17 protein-coding genes are annotated in these 17,733 nt (G+C 60.6%); 11 read left to right on the top strand and 6 right to left on the bottom strand.

The window, feature by feature from the left end:
* The first annotated feature begins 56 nt into the window (after positions 1-56).
* From PSH64_RS22105 to PSH64_RS22090, 4 genes are all read left to right on the top strand, one after another.
* Positions 57-770, top strand: a complete 714-nt coding sequence (locus PSH64_RS22105; RefSeq protein ID WP_105343026.1) for a GntR family transcriptional regulator — start codon at positions 57-59, stop codon at positions 768-770.
* On the top strand, positions 767-1,765 hold the full coding sequence (locus tag PSH64_RS22100) for an ADP-ribosylglycohydrolase family protein (RefSeq protein WP_105343028.1): 999 nt from the start codon (positions 767-769) through the stop codon (positions 1,763-1,765). Before PSH64_RS22105 ends, PSH64_RS22100 begins: the two co-directional genes overlap by 4 nt.
* A 218-nt stretch (positions 1,766-1,983) precedes the next feature.
* On the top strand, positions 1,984-3,450 hold the full coding sequence (locus PSH64_RS22095; RefSeq protein ID WP_105343031.1) for a cytosine permease: 1,467 nt from the start codon (positions 1,984-1,986) through the stop codon (positions 3,448-3,450).
* Complete coding sequence (locus tag PSH64_RS22090) at positions 3,443-4,372, top strand: PfkB family carbohydrate kinase (protein WP_105343034.1); 930 nt, start codon at positions 3,443-3,445, stop codon at positions 4,370-4,372. The genes PSH64_RS22095 and PSH64_RS22090 overlap by 8 nt, the downstream gene beginning before the upstream one ends.
* 117 nt (positions 4,373-4,489) lie before the next feature.
* Here PSH64_RS22090 and PSH64_RS22085 read toward each other — a convergent pair whose 3' ends face one another.
* From PSH64_RS22085 to PSH64_RS22070, 4 genes are all read right to left on the bottom strand, one after another.
* Positions 4,490-4,870, bottom strand: a complete 381-nt coding sequence (locus tag PSH64_RS22085; protein WP_105343036.1) for a Rho termination factor N-terminal domain-containing protein — start codon at positions 4,868-4,870, stop codon at positions 4,490-4,492.
* 53 nt (positions 4,871-4,923) lie between these two features.
* Positions 4,924-5,178 carry a hypothetical protein gene (locus PSH64_RS22080; RefSeq protein WP_105343038.1) on the bottom strand — a complete coding sequence of 85 codons (255 nt, stop codon included), beginning with the start codon at positions 5,176-5,178 and terminating at the stop codon, positions 4,924-4,926.
* Between the two features lie 127 nt (positions 5,179-5,305).
* Positions 5,306-5,959, bottom strand: a complete 654-nt coding sequence (locus PSH64_RS22075; protein ID WP_105343039.1) for an HD domain-containing protein — start codon at positions 5,957-5,959, stop codon at positions 5,306-5,308.
* 56 nt (positions 5,960-6,015) lie between these two features.
* Positions 6,016-6,978 (bottom strand): transposase, encoded by a 963-nt coding sequence (locus tag PSH64_RS22070; protein ID WP_305478208.1) that lies wholly within the window; start codon positions 6,976-6,978, stop codon positions 6,016-6,018.
* A 369-nt stretch (positions 6,979-7,347) separates the two neighbouring features.
* Between PSH64_RS22070 and PSH64_RS22065 the strand changes: the two genes are divergently transcribed.
* The 6 genes from PSH64_RS22065 to PSH64_RS22040 all read left to right on the top strand — a co-directional run bounded on the left by PSH64_RS22065 (position 7,348) and on the right by PSH64_RS22040 (position 13,248).
* Positions 7,348-7,830 carry a GNAT family N-acetyltransferase gene (locus tag PSH64_RS22065; protein WP_305478680.1) on the top strand — a complete coding sequence of 161 codons (483 nt, stop codon included), beginning with the start codon at positions 7,348-7,350 and terminating at the stop codon, positions 7,828-7,830.
* Positions 7,831-8,045: 215 nt separating this feature from the next.
* Positions 8,046-9,038, top strand: coding sequence for a 2-dehydro-3-deoxygalactonokinase (locus PSH64_RS22060; RefSeq protein WP_305478679.1), 993 nt, complete (start codon positions 8,046-8,048; stop codon positions 9,036-9,038).
* A 19-nt stretch (positions 9,039-9,057) separates the two neighbouring features.
* A complete protein-coding gene (locus PSH64_RS22055; RefSeq protein ID WP_305478677.1) occupies positions 9,058-9,678 on the top strand; it encodes a 2-dehydro-3-deoxy-6-phosphogalactonate aldolase in 621 nt (206 codons plus the stop codon).
* Positions 9,679-9,725: 47 nt separating this feature from the next.
* Positions 9,726-10,874: a galactonate dehydratase gene (dgoD, locus tag PSH64_RS22050; protein WP_007903915.1), complete on the top strand. Its 1,149-nt coding sequence runs from the start codon at positions 9,726-9,728 to the stop codon at positions 10,872-10,874.
* A 199-nt stretch (positions 10,875-11,073) separates the two neighbouring features.
* A complete protein-coding gene (locus PSH64_RS22045; protein WP_019650464.1) occupies positions 11,074-12,384 on the top strand; it encodes an MFS transporter in 1,311 nt (436 codons plus the stop codon).
* A gap of 60 nt (positions 12,385-12,444) precedes the next feature.
* Positions 12,445-13,248: an IclR family transcriptional regulator gene (locus tag PSH64_RS22040; protein ID WP_305478676.1), complete on the top strand. Its 804-nt coding sequence runs from the start codon at positions 12,445-12,447 to the stop codon at positions 13,246-13,248.
* Here the strand turns inward: PSH64_RS22040 and PSH64_RS22035 are convergent.
* Positions 13,245-14,297 (bottom strand): NAD(P)-dependent alcohol dehydrogenase, encoded by a 1,053-nt coding sequence (locus PSH64_RS22035; RefSeq protein WP_305478675.1) that lies wholly within the window; start codon positions 14,295-14,297, stop codon positions 13,245-13,247. The two genes, PSH64_RS22040 and PSH64_RS22035, sit on opposite strands and share 4 nt — an antisense overlap.
* 191 nt (positions 14,298-14,488) lie before the next feature.
* On the opposite strand from PSH64_RS22035, the gene PSH64_RS22030 reads away from it, so the two are divergent.
* Complete coding sequence (locus PSH64_RS22030) at positions 14,489-15,379, top strand: AraC family transcriptional regulator (RefSeq protein WP_105343055.1); 891 nt, start codon at positions 14,489-14,491, stop codon at positions 15,377-15,379.
* A gap of 185 nt (positions 15,380-15,564) precedes the next feature.
* Here the strand turns inward: PSH64_RS22030 and PSH64_RS22025 are convergent, their stop codons facing one another.
* Positions 15,565-17,229, bottom strand: coding sequence for an electron transfer flavoprotein-ubiquinone oxidoreductase (locus tag PSH64_RS22025; protein WP_305478674.1), 1,665 nt, complete (start codon positions 17,227-17,229; stop codon positions 15,565-15,567).
* Positions 17,230-17,733 lie beyond the last annotated feature (504 nt).

Raw genomic sequence — 17,733 nt, 5'->3', positions numbered from 1 at the left:
TCCAGCCACAAAATATCCCTTGCTCGCCCTAATCCCTTTCGGTTATCACTTTGTACATGATTAGACAGGTACGATTTGACAAGAAACAACGGGTGATCGACGAGCTTATCCGGCGCATTGAAAGCGGCCTGATGGAGGACGGCTTGCTATTGCCGGGCGAACATCAGTTGGCTCAGGAATTCAAAGTCAGCCGCGGCACGCTGCGTGAAGCCCTGGCCGAACTGAAACGGCGTCACTACATCGCCACGCAAAGCGGAGTCGGTTCCATCGTTACTTACGACGGCGTAGTGCTCGATCAGAGCAGCGGCTGGGCCCAGGCGCTGGCCGACAGCGGGGCGTTGATCAATACCGAAGTGCTGCGGCTGGAGGCCGTGACCCGTCCTGACCTGTTGTCGCGTTTCGGTACCGATCAGTTCATCACCCTCGACCGGCGCCGGCGCGCCACCGACGGCACGCTGGTGTCTCTGGAACGTGCGTTGATGCCCGCGACCGGAGGCCTGGAAGGCCTGCCGCGCGTGGGGCTGATCGATAATTCCCTGACCATCACGTTGGCCGCCTACGGCTATATCGGCGAGCACGGCGACCAGTGGATCGGTGCCGAACCCCTGAATGCCGAAGACGCCGAGTTGCTCGGGCGTCCGGTGGGCACAGTGTTCCTCAAAGCCCTGCGCACCACCTACGACCGTCAGAACCGCTTTATGGAACAGGTCGAAAGCCTGCTCGATCCGGTGCACTTTCGTCTGCATTTGCAATTTGGAGCTCCAAAATGACCGCGCTCAACCGTGCCCTCGGCGCGTTCTATGGACTGGCCCTGGGCGATGCGCTGGGCATGCCGACCCAGTCCCTGAGCCGCGCCGAAATCAAGGCGCGTTTCGTTGAAATCACTGACCTGCAAGACGCCGGCCCCGATCAACCGATCGCCGCGAACCTGCCCAAGGGCTCGATCACTGACGATACCGAACAGGCAATCCTGGTCGGCCAGTTGCTGATTGACGGCGAGGGCCGGATCGAACCGGCGGTGTTGGCCCAACGACTGATCGAATGGGAGGCCGGGATGCAGGCCAAGGGCTCGCAAGACTTGCTCGGACCCTCGACCAAACGTGCGATAGAAATGATCCTCGCCGGCCATTCGCTGGAAGAGGCGGGGCGTTACGGCACCACCAATGGCGCGGCGATGCGTATCGCCCCGGTGGGGATTGCAGCCGATGTTGCCAATCCCGAGCGTTTCATCCGAGCCGTGGTGCAGGCCTGTCAGGTGACTCACAACACTACGTTGGGGATTGCCAGTGCGGCGGCGGTGGCGGCGGTGGTTTCTGCCGGGATCAACGGCACGGACCTGGGCGAGGCGTTGAACCTCGGCCAACAGTTCGCGCAGCAGGCCGAAAGTCATGGTCACTGGGTCGCCGGCGGGCGCATCGCCTCGCGCATCAGTTGGGCGCGGAGCATCAGTATCGACAGCGACAAGGCGTTGCTGGCGGATTTGCTGTACGACGTGATCGGCACTTCGGTGGCCTCACAGGAGTCGGTGGTGGTGTCGTTTGCGCTGGCCCAGCAAGTGGCCATTGGCGAGATGACAGCCTTCGAAGCACTGTGCATGGCCGCGAGCCTGGGCGGTGACACCGACACCATCGCGGCGATGCTCGGCGCCATGCTCGGGGCCTGTCTGGGGCTTGAGAGTTGGCCGGGGGCGATGATCGAGCAGGTTAAAGCGGTTAATGATTTGCAGCTGGAACCGTTGGTGCAGGGGCTGTTGGCTCTGCGTTGACTGGACTGACGTCTTCGCGAGCAAGCCCGCTCCCACAAGGATGGCGCGATTCTCGTGGTTCACACCGAACCTGTGGGAGCGGGCTTGCCCGCGATAGGCGCGCCGCCTGCTAGAATTTTTCACCCGCAATGGAACGCACTGACATGGCCAGGACCGCCAAAATGTCATGTCGACTTCCGGAATTGCCCACAACCACAACAAGTGCAAGGAGCATTTTCATGAGTTCATCGACCACCGGGCCAAGTGCCGGGCAACTGGAAACCCGTGGTATCGAACCGGTGCCGGAAGGGGAGTGCAACGGTCATCCGCTGCAACTGTTCTGGGTCTGGTTCGCGGCCAACATTTCCATCCTCGGCCTGCCGTTGGGCGCCACGCTGGTGGCCTTTCGCGGCCTGGCGATCTGGCAGGCGATCATCGTCGCGATCCTCGGTGCCGCCGGTTCTTTTGCGGTGGTGGGGATCATCTCCATTGCCGGTCGTCGTGGTCGCGCACCGAGCCTGACGTTGTCGCGGGCGATCTTCGGCGTACGCGGCAATATCGGCCCGACGCTGGTCTCGCTGATGTCGCGCCTGGGTTGGGAAACGGTCAACACCACCACCGCCGCGTTCGTCCTGCTGTCGTTGTGCTCGATCCTGTTCGGCTCGCCGGTGGAAGCCAAAAGCGCGCCGCTGCTGACCCTGGTGTTCATCGCCATTTTCGTGCTGCTGACGTTGTCGGTATCCGGCCTCGGTCACGCCACGTTGCTGGTGATCCAGAAGTGGGCGACTTACGTGTTCGGTGCATTGAACATCCTGGTCGGCGGTTTCCTCTGCGCGACCATCGACTGGAGCGCTGTGTTCAACGCCACGCCAGCACCGTTGAGCGCGATGATCATCGGCATCGGCACCATGGCCGCCGGCACCGGGATCGGTTGGGCCAACGCCGGCGCGGACATGTCGCGCTACCAGCATCGCAGCGTCAAAGCCGTGCGCCTGGTGGCGTCGGCAGCGTTCGGGGCGGGAATTCCGCTGGTGCTGTTGATCACCCTCGGCGGTCTGCTGTCGGTGGGCAACCATGATCTGGCCTCGGCCACTGATCCGATTGTCGCGATCCGCGACATGCTGCCGACCTGGATGGCCGTGCCGTACCTGATCACCGCGTTCGGCGGGTTGCTGCTGTCGAACAACCTGTCGGTGTACTCCGCCGGGTTGACTACCTTGACCCTCGGCCTGAAGGTCAAGCGCGTGTACGCGGTGGTGGTCGATATCGTCGCGATCTTCGCCGGCTCGATCTATTTCATGCTGATCGCCGAAAGTTTTTACGGTCCGTTCATCACCTTCATTTCCTTGTTGGCGGTGCCGATCACGGCGTGGGTCGGGATCTTCGTGGTGGACCTGATTCATCGTCATTACTACAGCCCCAAAGACCTGCTGGACGTCAGCCCGAGCAGCGCCTACTGGTATCGCGGCGGTGTCGAGTGGCGTGCCTTCGGTGCATGGGCGCTGGCGATTGTGTTGGGTTTCAGTTTCACCACCATTGGCACTACTGAACAAGATGTCTGGTTCCGGGGCTTCCTGTCCGACTCCTGGCTGGGCCATAACGGCCTGGGCTGGATCGTGACGTTCGTGGTGGCCGGCGGGATTTACTGGGTGCTCGGCGGTGCCAAGGACCGCCGTGCCGCGTTGCTCGAGCCTGCGCATGTCTAGGTTGCTGCACACTGGCCAGGTCATGATCGACCTGGTCATGGCCGTGGCCAAGTTGCCTCATTCGGGCGGTGACGTGCTGGCGCAGTCCGCCCGTTTTGAGGCCGGCGGCGGTTTTAATGTGATGGCTGCGGCGCGGCGAAACGGCTTGCCGGTGGTTTACCTCGGGCGTCATGGCAACGGCCGTTTTGGGGATCTGGCCCGGGAGGCGATGGCCGCGGAAGGCATTCGCATCGGCGTCGATCAGAGCACCGAGCGCGATACCGGACTGTGCGTCGCGCTGACTGAAGCCTCGGCCGAACGCACGTTCATTTCCTACATCGGTGCCGAAGGCGAATTGACTGCCGCAGACCTGGCGAGTGTGCCGGCCGAGGCGGGCGACTTTGTCTACGTCAGCGGCTACAGCCTGCTGCATGGCGGCAAGGCGCAGGTGCTGGTGGATTGGGTGCTGGATCTGTCGGACGGGATCAAGGTGGTGTTCGATCCGGGACCACTGGTGGATTCACCGGACGCGCCACTGATGAAAGCCTTGTTGCCGCGCATCGATCTGTGGAGCAGCAACGGTGTCGAGGCACTGCGGTTTACCGGCGTGTCGGACATTGCCGAGGCGTTGAATATTTTGGCGGATCAGTTGCCGGCGGATGCCTTGATAGTGGTTCGCGATGGCCCGCAGGGTTGCTGGATCAGCCAGCATGGCGAGCGTCGGCAGGTGCCGGGATTCAAGGTCACGGCTGTCGACAGCAACGGGGCGGGGGATGCCCATGCCGGTGTGTTTGTGGCGGGGTTGGCGCAGGGTTTGTCGGCGATAGACGCGGCGCGGCGGGCGAATGCGGCGGCGGCTTTGGCTGTCACTCGCTGGGGGCCGGCGACTTCGCCGGGGGCGGCTGAAGTGGATGCGTTGATCCGGGAGACTGTCGGCGCCTGATCCAGCGCTTTCGCGAGCAAGCCCGCTCCCACATTGGATCTGCGTCGTTCACAAGACCTAATGTGGGAGCGGGCTTGCTCGCGAAGAGGCCCTCAAATTCACCCTGAATCCAGACCTTTAACCCGCCTTGCGCAACGCCTCGATCAGCTCTTGCTTGCGCATGCTCGAGCGCCCCGGAATCTTCTTCGCCCGGGCTTCTTTCATCAGGCTGTCCACCGTCTGCGTATCGCGCGAAGCTTTGCTGTTGCGCGGCTTGCCCTCACGGGTGGCGACTGCGCGGCGGGCTGATTCCTTGCGATCCGCCGACTTGGCGCTGGCCGGTTTCTTGCGTCCCGAGCCGCCGGCGCGTTCACCGCCACCTGACTGTTTGTTCACCGTTGCCCAAGCGCGAGCTTCGGCTTCATCTTTCGATACGCCTTTGCGTTCGTAGCTTTCTTCGATGTGTTCGGCCTTGCGTTTCTGCTCGGCGGTGTATTTGTCTTTGCTTCCACGAGGCATGGGATTTCTCCTGGCTATAGGAGCCGGCGCAGGCTTCGCCAGCTCCTGCTCGGTTAGTTATCCAGTTTGCGTGCCGCCTCAACCCCAGCGGCGCTGAGTTTGATCGGCAGGTTCAGCGAGTGCTCGCCGGTTTCGTTGCAGATCACATGACCATGCTGGATCAGCCCGCGCTCCTGCAGAGTGGCCAGGGTGCTGGCCACGACTTTCTCCCCCCGGTAATTGTCCAGGACCTCCTTGCCCAAGCCACTTGGGTGGGCGTGCAGCAGGCGGGTCAGGACTTCTTTCTCCAGGTTTTTATCAACGTTCATGGTGACCTCTTGGTTGGGATGGACGAGTGTTGCTCCTCGCTCGCGTTGGCGAGCCCTTACTCGATATTGGTCCGTCCCCGACCGGGATTGGTGCCTGATGAACGACGAGCGGTGTGGCTCTGGCTCCTCAGCCGACGCCGATTTCTTCCTTGAACAGCTCCATGAATCCCTTCAAGCGTTGATGGCGAACCTGTGCCAGACGCTGGCCGGTGGTCGTTTGGAAGCCGTCTGCCAGGTGCAGCAGCTTGGTCTGGAAATGATCGAGGCAAAAGCGTTTGTCGTCGTAGTCCCGCTCGTCTGCCTCCGGGTCCACAGGGTCGTACAGCGCGCTGCCCATGCGCCCGGCAATGTAGAAGGTACGCGCCACGCCGAGCATGCCAAGCGAGTCGAGGCGGTCGGCGTCCTGGATGATTCGGGCTTCGAGGGTCGTGGGTGTGATGTTGGCGCTGAAGCTATGGGCCTCAATGGCATGGACGACCGCGGTGATTTTTGCGTCAGGCCAATCCATGGCTGTCAGCACTGTCGACGCTTTCTGCGCCGCCAGCCGTGACGCCTGGGAACGCAGCGGCGAGTTCTTCTCCACCGCCACGCAATCGTGCAACAGCACGGCGGCCAGCAGCACCTCAAGATCACCGCCTTCATCGGCGTGAAGCGTGCGCACGTTGTGCCACACCCGCTGCAAGTGCGACAGATCGTGGGCGCCGTCCTCACCAGGTTCCAGCGCATGGGGCAGCAGTTCAGAGGCTAGATTCTGCAGAGGCGCGAAAGCGGCGGTGGTCATGGAACTCCTTGGATTCGACTCGGTTTTTGTGATCAATGAGCACCCTGTGGGAGATTCTATGTTGCAGGACAACCCTGCAACGGTCGATTCGGTTGGTATTCGCTCTGGTTTTTCATCAGAGCGAACGCCACCCGGGCGAGTTTTCGGGCAAGGATTACCAGGGCCTGAGTCCTCTTGAAACCTCTGGCCAGGTACCCTTCATAAAATGGTTTCCAGGTCGCTGAACGACAGGCGGCCATGGCCGAGTTGTGGGCCAGACGTCGTATTTCCGGATCCCCTTTCTTGGTCAGACTGCGACTCCCCGTCTTTTTTCCCGAGTCATCGACCCTCAAGTCCATGCCCAAAAAAGCGATGAAGGCATTGCTGTCCTTAAACTCGCCACGCAAAAAAGCCGTCGCAAATCCAGTTGCCGTCAGTACACCAACGCCTTCAATGGCCTTGCAACGCTCAATATTTTCGGCGGCTCCGGCCTCTTTGCTCAGGTCACGCAGCTGTTTTTGAATGGCCAAATCCGAGCGCTTAAACGTCTCCATCAGACATTTCAGCTCTTCTTCCAGGCGCGGCTCATTGGCCCAGCTCTGAGCCAGGCTGACACGCGCCTTGATCAGTGCTGCCCGTCGATGAAGCAGGCTTTGCAGGGCCTTGTAAGCCTTGGGCGGCGGGCTCCAAGCGCGTAACCCACCCTGTTCATGCGCCAGATACCGAGCCAGAAGACGAGCATCACACGGATCATTTTTAGCTCGTTGGCCGACACTGCGGCGGTAATGACTCAAGCGATAACCGTCCACGACGTAGACCTGATGACCCAACTCATAGGCCAACTCAACCGTGTCCAAGTGGTAAATGTTGGTGGCCTCAACGGCAATGCCACTTTTGGCGGGCAGCGTCTTGAGCCAACGTTTGAGTGCTGCTCGATTATTGGAGATGGCTTGTGTGGTTTGCAGATCGGCGCGATAGACGAGCACCTCAGCCTTGGCCACATCAACACCCACGACCGCTTGCGAAGTAAGGATTGTCATGACGAATCCTCGGAGCTAGGGTTTAAGAGCTTGTTGGGGTCTACCGTTGCGCTGGCTTGTCTCTATCGTCGGCCTAGCCGATGAATTCCTTATTGGCGCTTTTAGGTAGAAGGGGTGGGACGAAGTCTCCCACGGTCTGTACTGGCTAGAGTCAGAATCGGGCTTTTAGTCCCACCCACCCCTTCAAGTCTAAACATACAAGCGGGCTTGCCCGCGAAGACGCCAGTACAGCTACGCCGATCCCACAGACAGGCCCGTTCGTACAAAGCGCCACAAAACGGTGATGCTACATGACGTTTTGCTTTCAAATGTGACGAGCGCCGCGCGCGGACTTAGTATGGCGTTTTCAACTTCTGACAAGGCACGTCCATGACGATCGAAATCCGCCCGGCGACCCCCAGCGATGCTCCGCAAATCCTCGCGTTCATCACTGAACTGGCCGACTTCGAACGTGCCCGCCACGAAGTCATCGCCAGCGTCGCCGACATCGAGCGCAGCCTGTTCAGCGAAGGCGCCACCGCCCATGGCCTGATCTGCCTGCGCGATGGCCTGCCGATCGGCTTCGCGGTGTTCTTCTTCAGCTATTCCACCTGGCTGGGCAGCAATTGCCTGTACCTCGAAGATCTCTACATCACCCCTGAACAACGGGGCGGCGGTGCCGGTAAAACCCTGCTGCGCCACCTGGCGAAAATCGCCTGCGCCAATGACTGCGGTCGTTTCGAATGGAGCGTGCTGGACTGGAACCAACCGGCGATTGAATTTTACAAATCCCTTGGCGCACAGCCACAGGAAGAGTGGGTGCGGTATCGGATGGATGGGGCGGTGTTAAGGGATTTTGCCGCAGGACATTGATCCCCTCAAAGATCGCAGCCTTCGGCAGCTCCTATACGAGATTGTGTTTCGCCCGGTGATATCGCGGCGTACATCGAATCTGTAGGAACTGTCGAAGGCTGCGATTTTTTTGCGACTTCCCAATATGTGGGATTAGAATTTATATATTGAGATTTTCCGGCGTCCGGGTTTATAGTCCAGCTCACTCACTGCCAAAAAACAAAACAGGTGAAGCGATGCTGGCGCAATTGATCGCGCTCGATTGGGGGACAACCTCATTACGTGCTTACAAACTCGGCTTCGGTGGCCAGGTGCTGGAACAGCGGGCGCTGTCGTCCGGAATCATGCAGCTGCCCAGGACGCCGCGAACCATCGCCGGTCAGGCATGCGCCGACGGTTTTGAACTGGCCTTCGATGAGGCTTGCGGTGACTGGCTCGACGCGCAGCCCGATTTGCCGGTGATTGCCTGTGGCATGGTCGGCAGTGCTCAGGGCTGGCGCGAAGCGGCTTACTGCGACACGCCGGCGAATGTCGCCAATCTCGGAACTTCCCTACAAACCGTTCGCAGTCTTCGCGGTGTCGATGTGCATATCGTGCCGGGTGTGATTCAGCGTTCGCGCTTGCCCAACGTCATGCGCGGCGAGGAAACCCAGGTGCTCGGTGTGCTGCAGAATCTGCCGAGCGGGGCGGGTAGCGATCTGTTGATCGGCCTGCCGGGCAGCCATTCGAAATGGGTGGAAGTGACCGACGGCTGCATCGTGCATTTCGATACCTTCATGACCGGCGAAGTCTTCGCCGTGCTCAGCGAACACAGCATTCTCGGGCGCACCCAGCAGCGCGGCGGGTCTTTTGATGGCGAAGCGTTTGACCGTGGCGTGCAAGTGGCGCTGTCGGCGGATGGCGAGATCGGGCCGCTGTCCACGTTGTTCAGTGCCCGCAGTCTGGGGCTGACCGGCGAGCTGAGTGCCACCGCTCAGCCGGACTATCTGTCCGGCCTGCTGATCGGCCATGAACTGTCGGCCCTGGCCACCGTTCAGCGACGTCGGCGCAACAGCGTGCACCTGCCCTCGATCATCCTCATCGGCAACGCTCAACTCTGCGCTCGCTACAGCCGGGCGCTCGACGCCTGCGGTTTTACCCGGGTGACCCTGGCCGAGCAGGCCACCGAACGCGGCTTGTGGCAGTTGGCGGTCGCCGCTGGACTGATCACGACATCCTCATCCCGTTAAACCTGAATGGAGGTCTGACATGCTCAAGCAAGCACTGGCACAAAACGGTCTGATCGCGATTCTGCGTGGCCTGCGTCCGCAAGAGGCGGCAGCCGTCGGCGAAGTCCTGTATTCAGCCGGATTTCGCGTCATCGAAGTGCCGCTTAATTCCCCCGAACCGTACGAAAGTATCCGCATCCTGCGCAGCACATTACCCGCCGATTGCCTGATCGGCGCGGGCACGGTGCTGACGCCGGAACAGGTCGAGCAGGTGAAAGCGGCGGGCGGCCAGGTGATCGTCATGCCCCACAGCGATGCCAAGGTGTTGCGCGCGGCGAAGGCAGCAGGGCTGTTGCTGTCACCGGGCGTGGCGACGCCGACCGAAGCCTTTGCCGCGTTGGCCGAAGGGGCGGATGTGCTGAAGATGTTTCCGGCCGAGCAGATGGGCCCAGCCGTAGTGAAAGCCTGGCTGGCGGTGTTGCCGGCAGGAACGGTGCTGGTGCCGGTGGGCGGGATTACGCCGGACAACATGCAGGTGTTTGTCGAGGCCGGCGTCAAAGGTTTCGGTCTCGGTTCCGGGCTGTTCAAACCGGGCATGACGGCTGACGAAGTAGCGGTGCGCGCCAAGGCATATGTCGCTGCATGGAATGCTCTGCGTTAAGACTTTCTGGCGCTGTGAGCGCTACATCTACAAGAGAGACAATAGAGATGAAAATCACCAAACTCACCACCTTCATCGTTCCGCCGCGCTGGTGCTTCCTCAAGGTCGAGACCGACGAGGGTGTGACCGGTTGGGGCGAGCCCGTGGTCGAAGGCCGCGCGCACACCGTAGCCGCTGCGGTTGAGGAATTGTCCGACTACCTGATCGGCAAAGACCCACGCAATATCGAAGACATCTGGACGGTGCTCTACCGTGGCGGCTTCTATCGAGGCGGGGCGATCCACATGAGCGCGCTGGCCGGCATCGACCAGGCGCTGTGGGACATCAAGGGCAAGGCGCTGGGAGTGTCGGTCAGCGATCTGTTGGGCGGTCAGGTGCGGGACAAGATCCGGGTTTATTCGTGGATTGGTGGTGATCGCCCGGCGGACACCGCGCGTGCTGCGAAAGAAGCCGTCAGCCGTGGTTTCACCGCAGTGAAAATGAATGGCACTGAAGAACTGCAATTCCTCGATTCTTTCGAAAAAGTCGACCTGGCCCTGGCCAACGTCGCCGCCGTGCGCGATGCGGTCGGTCCGAATGTCGGCATCGGCGTGGACTTCCATGGTCGGGTGCACAAGCCAATGGCCAAGGTGCTGATGAAGGAACTCGACCCGTACAAATTGATGTTCATCGAAGAGCCGGTGCTCAGCGAAAACTACGAAGCGCTGAAAGAGCTGGCGCCGCTGACCAGCACGCCGATCGCCCTCGGTGAGCGGTTGTTCTCGCGTTGGGATTTCAAGCGTGTGCTCAGCGAAGGCTACGTCGACATCATCCAGCCCGATGCGTCCCACGCGGGCGGCATCACCGAAACCCGCAAGATCGCCAACATGGCCGAAGCCTACGACGTGGCGCTGGCGCTGCATTGCCCGTTGGGGCCGATTGCCCTGGCGGCGTGCCTGCAACTGGATGCGGTTTGCTACAACGCGTTCATCCAGGAACAGAGCCTGGGCATCCATTACAACGAGAGCAACGACCTGCTCGATTATGTGAAAGATCCGCGGGTGTTCGACTACGACAAAGGCTTCGTGAAGATCCCCAATGGCCCGGGTCTGGGGATCGAGATCAACGAGGAATACGTGATTGAGCGTGCCGCCGTCGGCCACCGCTGGCGCAACCCGATCTGGCGTCATGCCGATGGCAGTTTTGCCGAGTGGTGAGTTCTCTCTGACTCATCACAAATCTAATGTGGGAGCGGGCTTGCTCGCGAAGGCGGCATCACATTCAACAGTGTTGTCGACTGACGCACCGCTTTCGCGAGCAAGCCCGCTCCCACACTTGATCTCCATGGACTGGACGATTTGCGCTCAGGCGCCTGTTTTTCAACGACCTCAATAAACATAAGAAGAGGCACCCTCCATGCAACCGCAAACCCTCACCGGGCAGGCGTCGTTGGTGACGCCCAGTCGCAAGCGATTTTTCATCATGGTCCTGCTGTTCATCACGGTGGTGATCAACTACCTGGACCGCAGCAATCTGTCCATTGCCGCCCCGGCGCTGACCAGCGATCTGGGCATCGATCCGATCCATGTCGGGCTGATTTTTTCCGCATTCGGCTGGACCTACGCCGCCATGCAGATCCCTGGTGGCTGGCTGGTGGACCGGGTGCCGCCGCGTATCCTCTATAGCGTTGCATTGCTGTTGTGGTCGCTGGCCACGGTGATGCTCGGCTTCGCCGCCAGTTTCATTGCGCTGTTCGTGCTGCGCATGGCCGTCGGCGCCCTGGAAGCGCCGGCGTATCCAATCAACAGCCGCGTGGTCACTACCTGGTTCCCCGAGCGCGAACGCGCCACCGCCATCGGTTTCTATACCTCCGGGCAGTTCGTCGGCCTGGCGTTCCTGACACCGGTGCTTGCCTGGCTGCAACACCAATATGGCTGGCACATGGTGTTTGTCAGCACCGGTGTGGTGGGCATCCTTTGGGCAGTGATCTGGTACGCGGTGTATCGCGAACCACGGGATTTCAAGGGCGCCAATGACGCGGAAATCGAGCTGATCCGCGAGGGCGGCGGGTTGGTTGATATTCAGGCCGAAGCCGCCAGGGCCAAGGCGAAATTCAGCTGGGTCGACCTCGGGATTGTCCTGAGCAAGCGCAAGTTGTGGGGCATTTACCTCGGCCAGTTCTGCCTCAATTCGACTTTATGGTTCTTCCTGACATGGTTCCCGACTTACCTGGTGAAATATCGCGGCATGGACTTCATCAAGTCTGGCTTGCTGGCGTCACTGCCGTTTCTCGCAGCGTTTGTCGGCGTGCTGTGTTCGGGGTTCTTCTCGGACTTTTTGATCCGTCGTGGCTACACCGTAGGTTTTGCCCGCAAATTGCCGATCATTGGCGGATTGCTGATTTCCACCTCGATCATCGGCGCCAACTTCGTCGAGTCGACACCGTTGGTGATTGCCTTCCTCGCGTTGGCCTTCTTCGGTAATGGCCTGGCCTCGATCACCTGGTCGCTGGTGTCAACCCTGGCTCCAGCGCGGTTGCTCGGGCTGACCGGTGGGGTGTTCAATTTCATCGGCAACCTGGCGGCGATCACCACGCCGATCGTCATCGGTTTCCTTGCCTCCGGTGATTCGTTTGCTCCGGCGATCACCTACATCTCGGTTCTGGCGTTGCTGGGCGCGCTTTCCTACGTGTTGCTGGTGGGCAAGGTCGAGCGTATCAAGTTGTAGTCGCAGCCGTCGGGCGACCATAATGCCGCCCGTTCCCTCGCTCAACGGTAAAGGCTGGATATGCAGGAAGACGCCCCAAAAATCGCCAAGGACGCCGCGCCGACCGGCACCCAGACACTGCTTCGTGGCCTGGGTGTGGTTCAGGCGGTGGCCAGTGGCGCCCGCGATCTCAAGGAAATCGCCCGGCTGATCGGCACCACGCGCAGCACCACCCATCGCCTGGCCAGTTGCCTGGTGGACGAGCGTTATCTGCGGGTGGTGCCGCAAATCGGTTATCTGCTGGGGCCGAAACTGATCGAGCTGGGTTTCCAGGCGCGTGAAGAGCTGCCGCTGGTGACGCTGGCCGGGCCGTATCTGGATGAGTTGTCGGCGTTGACCGGCGACACCATTCACCTGGCGATTCGTGAAGGCGACGAGGTGCTGTACCTGCTCAAGAATCCGGGGCGCAATGGCCCGGAAATGCGTTCGAGGGTGGGGCATCGCATGCCGTTGGCGCGTACCGGGATCGGCAAGGCGCTGATGCTCGACGACACACAGGAAGAATGGCAACGGCTGTATGAAATCAGCTTGCCGGTGGGTGGGAAAAATCAGTTCTGGCCGCTGCACCCGGAGCAATCCTGGGAGCAGTTTCAGCAGCGCATGATCGAGTACGTGGCCGGTGGCTATGCCTTCGACCTGGAGGATAACGAACCGTCGATTCGCTGCGTGGCGGCACCGATCCGCGATGCCAGCAAGCGCATTGTCGCCGGCATCAGCATCGCCAGCACCGTGCCGTACATGCCACTGGAAAAAATGGCCGAGCTGATTCCCCTGATCAAAGGGGTCACGGCCCGGCTGTCGGCGGAATTGGGCCTGAAGGTTTAGATCTTCAAGGTCGCCATGTCGATCACGAAGCGGTACTTCACGTCGCCGGCGATCATGCGGGTGTATGCCTCGTTGATCTGGCGGATGTCGAGCATTTCGATGTCGCAGGAGATGCCGTGCTCGGCGCAGAAATCCAGCACTTCCTGGGTTTCGGCGATGCCGCCGATCAGGGAACCGGCCAATACACGACGGCTCATCACCAGCTTGCCCGCATGCACCGGCGGCTCGACCGGCTCGATCAAGCCCACCACAATGTGCACGCCGTCGAAACGCAGCGTATCGAGGTAGGGGTTGAGGTCGTGCTGCACTGGAATGGTGTCCAGCAGGAAGTCGAAATGTCCGGCGACGGCCTTCATCTGTTCGGCATCGGTGGACACGATCACGTGGTCTGCGCCTTGGCGACGACCTTCTTCAGCCTTGCTCGCCGAACGGGTGAACAAGGTCACCTCAGCGCCCATCGCCTTGGCGAACTTGATCCCCATGTGACCGAGGCCACCCATGCCGAGAATCCCGACCTTGTCGCCGACCTTGACGCCGTAGTGCTTGAGCGGCGAGTAGGTGGTGATGCCGGCACACAGAATCGGCGCGGCGCTGGCCAGGTCGAGCTTCTCCGGGATACGTACGACAAAGTGCTCGCTGACCACAATGCTGTCGGAGTAACCGCCCATCGTGTTGCTGCCATCGACCCGGTCCGGGGTGGCATACGTCAGGGTCGGACCTTCGAGGCAGTATTGCTCCAGATCGGCCTGGCAGGCTTCGCAGTGGCGGCACGAGTCGACCATGCAACCGACGCCGACCAGATCGCCGACTTTGTGTTTAGTAACGTTCGCGCCGACGGCGGTCACTTTGCCGACGATCTCATGGCCGGGCATCAGCGGGTAAACCGCAATGCCCCACTCGTTGCGCGCCTGGTGGATGTCGGAATGGCAGACGCCGCAGTAGAGAATCTCGATCGCCACATCGTCGGCCCGTGGGCTGCGGCGTTCGAATTTCATCGGGGCGAGGGGAGTGGTGGGGGACTGAGCGGCGTATCCGATGGCGGTGTACATGGTGAACCTCGTAAAAGCAGTGACAGGTGAGGCGAGCCATTCTGGACACCGCACCGGTGACCGGCCATGGCGATTCCTCCGGGTGTCATGCCTAATCCTCCGGCGTTCACCTTCGATTGGCCGCATTGGCGTTCAGACCTGCGATGATGTTTTCATCCCTTTTTTCGCTACTTTTTTGTGAAGAGCTCCCCATGTTGTTGACCCGTTATCTCGATGCCAATGCCACGCTGGTTTCGCTGATCCAGTCGCTGACCACCCGCGATGGTTACACGCCTACCGCGTTGCCAGGCGTGCAGATTTTGCGGGCCAGTCGTGATTTGGCCCGTGGCCCGCAAATCTATGAGCCAAGCCTGGTCATCATTGCCCAGGGCGGCAAGTTGGCGTATCTGGGGTCGCGTACTCTGGAATACGGTGCCGGGCATTATTTGATTCAGGCGCTGCCGGTGCCGTTCGAGTGCGAGACGTTTTCCGCGCCCGATGGCCCGATGCTGGGCATTTCCATCGCCATTGACCGGGTGTTGCTCGGTGAGTTGGTGCTGGCGATGGGGCTGGCGTCGGGGCGCTATATCGCGGCGCAGACGCCAGAGTCCATGACTTCGGCGGTGCTCGATGATGCGATGCGGGGTTGTGTTGAACGGCTGTTGCGCTGCCTGCACGACCCGCTGGAGAGCCAGGTTATGGGACAGGCGCGATTGCGTGAGTTGTTGTTCGTCGCCTTGCGGGGGCCGCAAGCCGATGTATTGCGGGCGCTGGTGGAGCAACAGGGGCAGTTCGCCCGGATCGCGGCCTCTCTGAGTCATCTGCATGCCCATTACACCGAGCCGCTGAACGTCGAAGCCCTGGCCAGTTGCGCCAACATGAGCGCATCGACGTTTCACGAGCATTTCAAACGCTGCACCTTGTTGTCGCCAGTGCAGTATCTGAAGCGTTTGCGTTTGCTCAAGGCCCAGCGCTTGCTGCAGGGCGAAGGATTGGGCGTGGCCCAGGTGGCGCATCGGGTGGGGTATCAGAGTACGTCGCAGTTCAGTCGTGAGTACAAGCGCTACTTCGAACGTAATCCGGGGGATGAGCGCGCTGCCTGAGACACCACCAATCCCCTTGTGGGAGCGGGCTTGCTCGCGAAGGCGGTGTATCACTCGACATCAATGTTGGGTCATACACCGCCTTCGCGAGCAAGCCCGCTCCCACATTGGTTTAGTGTCGATGCCTGGATTTCGGGCAACAAAAAGGCCCCCATGTCGGGAGCCTTGTTGTTCAAGCGTTCGACTTACATGTTCGGATAAGTCGGGCCGCCGGAGCCTTCCGGCGCCACCCAGGTGATGTTCTGTGCAGGGTCCTTGATGTCGCAGGTCTTGCAGTGAACGCAGTTCTGGGCGTTGATCTGGAAGCGCTTCTCGCCGTCTTCCTGGGTCACCACTTCATACACGCCGGCCGGGCAGTAACGCTGTGCAGGTTCATCGTACAGCGGCAGGTTCTTGCTGATCGGGATGCTCGCGTCGGCCAGCTTCAGGTGGCACGGCTGCTCTTCTTCGTGGTTGGTGCCGGAGATGAATACCGAGCTGAGTTTGTCGAAGCTGAGCTTGCCGTCCGGTTTCGGATAGTCGATCTTCTTGCAGTCGGCCGCCAGCTTCAGGCATGCGTAATCCGGCTTGGTGTCGTGCAGGGTGAACGGCAGTTTGCCGCCGAAGATGTTCTGGTCGATCCAGTTGAAACCGCCGCCGACGATGGCGCCGAACTTGTGGATCGCCGGGCCGAAGTTGCGGCTGGCGAACAGTTCGTCGTAGAGCCAGCTCTTCTTGAAGGCGTCGACGTAAGTGGTCAGCTCTTGCGTGCCGTCCAGCTCGGCGAACAGCGCGTCGGCCACGGCGTCAGCGGCGAGCATGCCGGACTTCATCGCCGTGTGGCTGCCTTTGATCTTGGCGAAGTTCAGGGTGCCGAGGTCGCAACCGATCAGTGCGCCGCCCTTGAACACCATTTTCGGCAGTGAGTTCAGGCCGCCTTTGCAGATGGCGCGAGCGCCGTAGCTGACACGCTTGCCGCCTTCCAGGTATTGCTTGAGCACCGGGTGATGCTTGAGGCGCTGGAACTCGTCGAACGGCGACAGGTAGGTGTTGCTGTAGGAAAGATCGACGATCAGACCGACCACCACCTGGTTGTTTTCCAGGTGATAGAGGAACGAGCCACCGGTGTTCTCGGTGCCCATGATGTCCAGCGGCCAGCCGGCGGTGTGGACCACCAGGCCTGGCTGGTGCTTGGCCGGGTCGATTTCCCAGATTTCTTTCAGGCCGATGCCGTAATGCTGGGCGTCGGCTTCGCTGTCGAGGTTGAAACGCTTGATCAGCTGCTTGCCGATGTGGCCGCGGCAGCCTTCGGCGAACAGCGTGTACTTGGCGCGCAGTTCCATGCCTGGGGTGTACAGGCCTTCCTTCGGATTGCCTTCGCGGTCAACACCCAGGTCGCCGGTGATGATCCCGCGCACCACGCCGTTCTCGTCGAACAGCGCTTCCTGGGCGGCGAAGCCCGGGTAGATTTCCACACCCAGGTTCTCGGCCTGCTGGGCCAGCCAGCGGCACAGGTTGCCCAGGGAGATGATGTAGTTGCCTTCGTTGTGCATGGTCTTGGGCACAAAGAGGTCTGGAATCTTCTGCGCGCTGTCAGCGTTTTTCAGAACGAAGATGTCATCGCGGGTGACTGGTGTGTTCAGCGGCGCGCCGAGTTCTTTCCAGTCCGGGAACAGTTCGTTCAGGGCCCGTGGTTCGAACACGGCACCGGACAGGATATGAGCGCCGACTTCGGAGCCTTTTTCGACCACGCAGACGCTGATTTCCTTACCGGCTTCGGCGGCCTTCTGCTTCAAACGGCAGGCGGCGGACAGGCCAGCGGGGCCGGCACCGACGATGACCACGTCGAATTCCATGTATTCGCGTTCCACAGGCTATCTCCTACTCAAGGCTCAACAGTTTTTTTTCTAATTGGAGGTTGGGTGTCGCATTCATGAATTCCCCTGCAGTGCGGTGCAGAGGACAATCGATGAGCCACATTTCTCTCTGGGTGGCGCATTATATCTACACCACTCCTAGCGTCCAATACAAACGTTTGTTTGAATCGGCTCAAAGCCAGATAAATCAAAGTCACGCGGCTTATGACTGGCCATTTTGCCGTATTGACCGGAATAGGTGTTCCGGTCAAGATACGGGCGGTTTTGCGCTCGCCGTAGGCTGAATGTAGGTTTCAAGAGCACCTCTAAAGACAGGGCGATGGCAGTACAAGGTGAGGCGCCGCGCGGTTATGGCGCGAAGTTTACACGCCACGGTAATGAATGACTTATTGGTCACCACTGACGAACGGTCATCAGCCTCGTGAGCAAGGTTCACCCGATACACCTGCCAGCGTTTTTAGAGGTGCCCTTGCGCCGATGAGCATCAACCGCCAGGTT

The sequence above is a fragment of the Pseudomonas sp. FP1742 genome (assembly GCF_030687145.1).
Classification (GTDB): domain Bacteria; phylum Pseudomonadota; class Gammaproteobacteria; order Pseudomonadales; family Pseudomonadaceae; genus Aquipseudomonas; species Aquipseudomonas frederiksbergensis_D.
This window is presented reverse-complemented; position numbering and strand designations above follow the sequence as displayed.

What these genes read in the sequence shown, in the direction of transcription:
- PSH64_RS22105 (WP_105343026.1), top strand. Translation starts at nt 57, where the DNA reads ATGATTAGACAGGTACGATTTGACAAGAAACAACGGGTGATCGACGAG.
- PSH64_RS22100 (WP_105343028.1), top strand. Translation starts at nt 767, where the DNA reads ATGACCGCGCTCAACCGTGCCCTCGGCGCGTTCTATGGACTGGCCCTG.
- PSH64_RS22095 (WP_105343031.1), top strand. Translation starts at nt 1,984, where the DNA reads ATGAGTTCATCGACCACCGGGCCAAGTGCCGGGCAACTGGAAACCCGT.
- PSH64_RS22090 (WP_105343034.1), top strand. Translation starts at nt 3,443, where the DNA reads ATGTCTAGGTTGCTGCACACTGGCCAGGTCATGATCGACCTGGTCATG.
- PSH64_RS22085 (WP_105343036.1), bottom strand. Translation starts at nt 4,870, where the DNA reads ATGCCTCGTGGAAGCAAAGACAAATACACCGCCGAGCAGAAACGCAAG.
- PSH64_RS22080 (WP_105343038.1), bottom strand. Translation starts at nt 5,178, where the DNA reads ATGAACGTTGATAAAAACCTGGAGAAAGAAGTCCTGACCCGCCTGCTG.
- PSH64_RS22075 (WP_105343039.1), bottom strand. Translation starts at nt 5,959, where the DNA reads ATGACCACCGCCGCTTTCGCGCCTCTGCAGAATCTAGCCTCTGAACTG.
- PSH64_RS22070 (WP_305478208.1), bottom strand. Translation starts at nt 6,978, where the DNA reads ATGACAATCCTTACTTCGCAAGCGGTCGTGGGTGTTGATGTGGCCAAG.
- PSH64_RS22065 (WP_305478680.1), top strand. Translation starts at nt 7,348, where the DNA reads ATGACGATCGAAATCCGCCCGGCGACCCCCAGCGATGCTCCGCAAATC.
- PSH64_RS22060 (WP_305478679.1), top strand. Translation starts at nt 8,046, where the DNA reads ATGCTGGCGCAATTGATCGCGCTCGATTGGGGGACAACCTCATTACGT.
- PSH64_RS22055 (WP_305478677.1), top strand. Translation starts at nt 9,058, where the DNA reads ATGCTCAAGCAAGCACTGGCACAAAACGGTCTGATCGCGATTCTGCGT.
- dgoD (WP_007903915.1), top strand. Translation starts at nt 9,726, where the DNA reads ATGAAAATCACCAAACTCACCACCTTCATCGTTCCGCCGCGCTGGTGC.
- PSH64_RS22045 (WP_019650464.1), top strand. Translation starts at nt 11,074, where the DNA reads ATGCAACCGCAAACCCTCACCGGGCAGGCGTCGTTGGTGACGCCCAGT.
- PSH64_RS22040 (WP_305478676.1), top strand. Translation starts at nt 12,445, where the DNA reads ATGCAGGAAGACGCCCCAAAAATCGCCAAGGACGCCGCGCCGACCGGC.
- PSH64_RS22035 (WP_305478675.1), bottom strand. Translation starts at nt 14,297, where the DNA reads ATGTACACCGCCATCGGATACGCCGCTCAGTCCCCCACCACTCCCCTC.
- PSH64_RS22030 (WP_105343055.1), top strand. Translation starts at nt 14,489, where the DNA reads ATGTTGTTGACCCGTTATCTCGATGCCAATGCCACGCTGGTTTCGCTG.